Source organism: Streptomyces sp. NPDC034670 (assembly GCF_055574875.1).
The window spans coordinates 1-4,320 of the sequence record NZ_JBVITR010000115.1 but is presented as its reverse complement, the minus strand read 5'-3'; the positions used below and the strand labels follow the sequence as shown (position 1 = coordinate 4,320).

The 4,320-nt window shown below is 74.2% G+C and carries 2 protein-coding genes; both read right to left on the bottom strand.

From position 1 onward, the window contains the following. Nucleotides 1–1,192, bottom strand: a 1,192-nt coding sequence (locus tag ACZ56B_RS32625) for a type I polyketide synthase (protein WP_468798645.1), incomplete at its 3' end; no start/stop codon positions are given. A gap of 116 nt (nt 1,193–1,308) precedes the next feature. Beyond that, on the bottom strand, nt 1,309–4,320 hold a 3,012-nt coding region (locus ACZ56B_RS32620; RefSeq protein WP_468798642.1), incomplete at its 5' end, for an SDR family NAD(P)-dependent oxidoreductase.

Sequence of the window (4,320 nt, the reverse complement as noted above, 5' to 3'; positions counted from 1 at the left end):
CCTGCACCATCTTGATCACACCCGCCACACCCGCGGCCGATTGGGCGTGGCCGATGTTGGACTTCAGCGAGCCCAGCCACAGCGGCCGGCCGTCCTCGGGGCGCTCCTGCCCGTAGGTGGCGAGGAGGGCCTGGGCCTCGATCGGGTCGCCCAGCGACGTACCGGTGCCGTGCGCCTCCACCGCGTCGACGTCGGCGGGCGAGAGCCGGGCGTTCGCCAGGGCCTGGCGGATCACGTCGCGCTGGGAGGGGCCGTTGGGGGAGGTGAGGCCGTTGGACGCGCCGTCCTGGTTGACGGCCGTACCGCGCACGACGGCGAGCACCTCATGGCCGTTGCGCCGGGCGTCCGACAGACGCTCCAGCAGCAGCACGCCCACGCCCTCGGAGAAGCCGGTGCCGTTGGCGCCGGCGGCGAAGGCGCGGCAGCGGCCGTCCGGGGAGAGGCCGCGCTGGCGGGAGAACTCGACGAACATCTTGCTGTCGGCCATCACGGCCGCGCCGCCGGCCAGCGCCATCTCGGACTCGCCGGAGCGCAGCGACTGGACGGCGAGGTGGATGGCGACCAGAGACGAGGAGCAGGCGGTGTCGACCGTGACCGAGGGGCCTTCGATACCCAGGGTGTAGGACACGCGGCCCGAGGCGAAGCTGCCGGTGCTGCCGCGTCCCAGGTACGCCTCCAGGTCCTCCGGGACCTTGCGCACGCGCGGCGCGTAGTCGTGGTGCATGACGCCGGTGTAGAGGCCGATCCTGCGTCCGCGCAGGGAGGTGGGGTCGATGTTGGCGCGTTCGAAGACCTCCCAGGAGGTCTCCAGCAGCAGCCGCTGCTGCGGGTCCATCGCCAGCGCCTCGCGCGGGGAGATCCCGAAGAACGGGGCGTCGAACCCGGCCACGTCGTCGAGGAACCCGCCCTCACGGACGTAGGACTTGCCGGGGGCGTCGGGGTCGGGGTCGTACATGCCCGCCAGGTCCCAGCCGCGGTCGGCCGGGAAGGGGCCGACGGCGTCGACGCCGTCGGCCACCAGCCGCCACAGTCCCTCGGGGGAGGTCACTCCGCCGGGCAGCCGGCACGCCATACCGACGACGGCGATGGGCTCCCACGCCTTCTCCTCGACCTCGCGCAGCCGGCGGGTCGCCTGACGAGCGGTGGCGACTGCCTTGTTGAGGTACTCGCGGTACTTCTTGTCGTCGGACATGGAGAAGGTCAGCTCCTAGAGAAAGACTTCTGACGGCGGGGCGGGCGGCGGGATCCGCGGGGCCTGGTGGAACCGGTCAGGGCCGACGGTCGGACGGGAACGGCGGATCGGCACCGTCAGGAAGCGGTGAACTCGTTGAACTCGTTGTCGATGATGTCGAAGACCTCGTCGTCGGTGACCGACTCGAGGTCGTCGTCGGGGCCGTCCTCCGCGGCGTCCGGCGACCACTTGGCCAGCAGGACCTGCAGGGCGGCGGTGACCTGGGCGCGGACCGCCCGGTCGTCGGGCACGGAGGCGAGCGTGGTCCTGAGCTTCTCGACCTCGACGACCGCCCGGTGCATGGCGGGGCTGCTCTCGGGTGCGAGGGCCTCGCGCAGGTGCGCGACGAGCACGGCGGGGGCGGGGTGGTCGAAGAGCAGCGTGGCGGGCAGGCGCAGGCCGGTGGCGGCGGACAGCTTGTTGCGCAGTCCGACGGCGGTGAGCGAGTCGAAGCCGAGTTCCTGGAAGGCCCGTTCCGGGTGGATGGCGTGCGTGTCCTGGTGGCCGAGGACGACGGCGGTCTCGGCGCGGACCAGATCGAGCAGGATGGCGTTCTGGGCGCTTTCCTCGAGTCCGGCCAGTCGTTCGCGCAGGGAACCGGCCGTGACGAGGTCGGCACGCCGGGCGCGGGCCTCGGCTGCGACGATGCGGCGGACCTCCGGGACGCCCTGGAGGAGTGCGGAGGGCCGGGGCGTGGTGAACGCCGCGTGGAACCGCTTCCAGTCGATGTTGGCGACGGTGAGGCCGCTCTGGTCGCCGGTCAGGGCGCGGTCGAGGGCGGTCAGCATCAGTTCGGGGCGTACGGTCTCGATGCCCTGGCGGCGCAGTCGCGGTGCCGAGGCGGCGTCGACCATGCCGCCGCCGGACCATGCGCCCCAGGCGAGGGCGGTGGCGGCGCGGCCCTGACCCCGTCGGCGTCCGGCGAGGGCGTCCAGGTAGGCGTTGCCCGCGGAGTAGGCGCTCTGGGTGCCGCTGCCCCAGACTCCCGCGATGGACGAGAACACGATGAACGCGTCCAGCGAGGTGTCGCCGAGCAGTGCGTCGAGGTGGGCGGCACCCGCCACCTTGGCCGACACCACGGCGCCGAAGTCGTCGAGGGTCGTCTCCTCCAGGGCGCCGAAGCCGTTGACGCCGGCGGCGTGAACGACGGTGCGGACGGTATCGCCGTCCGCCGCGAGCTTCGCCAGCAGGTCCGCGAGGGCCTGCCGGTCCGTGACGTCGACGGCGGCCACGGTGACCCGGGCGCCGGCTTCGGTGAGTTCAGCGGTCAGTTCGGCGGCGCCGGGGGCGCCGGGGCCGCGGCGGCTGGTCAGCACCAGGTGCTCGGCGCCGGCCGCGGCCATCCGGCGGGCGGCGTGTCCGCCGAGCGCTCCGGTGCCGCCGGTGATCAGTGCGGTGCCGGTGGTCCGCCAGGACGCCTCGTCCGGCTGCGGCCGGTACAGCGGGGTCCGTTCCAGGCGGCGGGTGAGGATCGTGCCGACGCGCAGGGCGAGCTGGTCCTCGGCGCCGCTGCCGCCGCCGAGCACCGCGGCGAGCAGGTCGCCCGTGTTCCGGCCGAGGTCGGCGGGGAGGTCGACGAGCCCGCCCCAGCGGCCCGGGTGTTCGAGCGCGGCGACCTGGCCGAGGCCCCAGAGGGCGGCCTGGTCGGCGCTGCGCACCGGGTCGGTGTCGGAGGTGGCGACGGCTCCCTGGGTGGCGATCCAGAGCGGTGCGTCGATGCCGGTGTCGCCGAGCGCCTGGACGAGGGCGAGCGTGGCCGCGAGTCCGCCGGTGACGCCGGGGTGGCCGGGTCGTCCGGTCTCGTCGAGGGCGAGCAGGGACAGGACACCGGTGACGGCGTCCCGGTCCGTGACCGCGCCGGAGAGGAGGGCGGCGAACCCCTCCCGGTCCGTGGCTCCGCCGGCCGCTGCGGACAGCGGTAAGACGTCGGCGCCGCGGCCTTCGAGGGCGGTGAGGGACGCGGTGACCGCGGGGTGTCCGGCGTGGTCGGCGGGCACGGCGACCAGCCAGGTGCCGGTGGGGGCGGCGGCCGGGTCAATGTCCTCGACCGGGGGCCAGGCCGTGCCGTAGATCCAGTTGTCGAGCCGGGAGGAGCCGGACTCGCGGGCCAGCCGGGCGCCGGCGAGTTGCTCCTGGGTCACCTGCCGGCCGATGAGGGCGTCGATGCGGGCCACCGGGGCGCCGGTCAGGTCGGTGACGGTGACGTGCCAGGTCTCCTCGCCCGCGGGGACGAAGTGGGCCCGCAGCCGGGTCGCTCCGCGGGTCCACAGGGTGATGCCGCTCCAGGAGAAGGGCAGTCGCGGCAGTCCGGTGCCGTAGATCAGCGGGGCGTGCAGCGAGGAGTCCAGCAGGGCGGGGTGGAGGGAGAAGTTCCCTGCTTCCTCCCGCTGTTCCTCGGGCAGCGCGACCTCGGCGAAGATCTCGTCGTCGCGGGTCCACACGCCGCGCAGGCCCTGGAAGGCGGGGCCGTACTCGTAGCCGCGCTCGGCCAGTCCCGCGTACACGGACTCGACGTCGACGGGTACGGCGGTGGCGCCGGCCGGCGGCCAGGGGAGAACGGGTTCGTCGGACTCCAGGTCCTCGGGGACGAGCGTGCCGGTGGCGTGGCGCGTCCAGTCGGGCTCGTCGCCCTCGGGCCGGGAGTGGACGGAGACGGCACGGCGGCCCGACTCGTCGGGTGCGGCGAGTTCGACGCGCACCTGGATGCCGCCGTCCTCGGGAAGGACGAGGGGCGCCTCGATGACGAGTTCCTCGAGGGCGCCGCAGTCGACCTCGGCGCCGGCGGTGAGGACCAGGTCGACGAAGCCGGTGCCGGGCAGCAGGGCCGTGCCCCACACGGCGTGGTCGGCCAGCCAGGGGTGGGTGCGCGTCGACCAGCGGCCGGTAAAGGCCGTGCCGCCGGTGCCGGGCAGGTCCACTGCGGCGCCGAGCAGCGGGTGCCTGGTGGGCGTGAGGCCGGCGGAGGAGACGTCGCCCTCGGCGCGTTCCGCCTTCAGCCAGTAGTGCTGGTGCTGGAAGGGATACGTCGGCAGCTCCGTCCGCCGCGCACTCCCCGCATCGAACGCAGCCGCCCAATCGACATCCACACC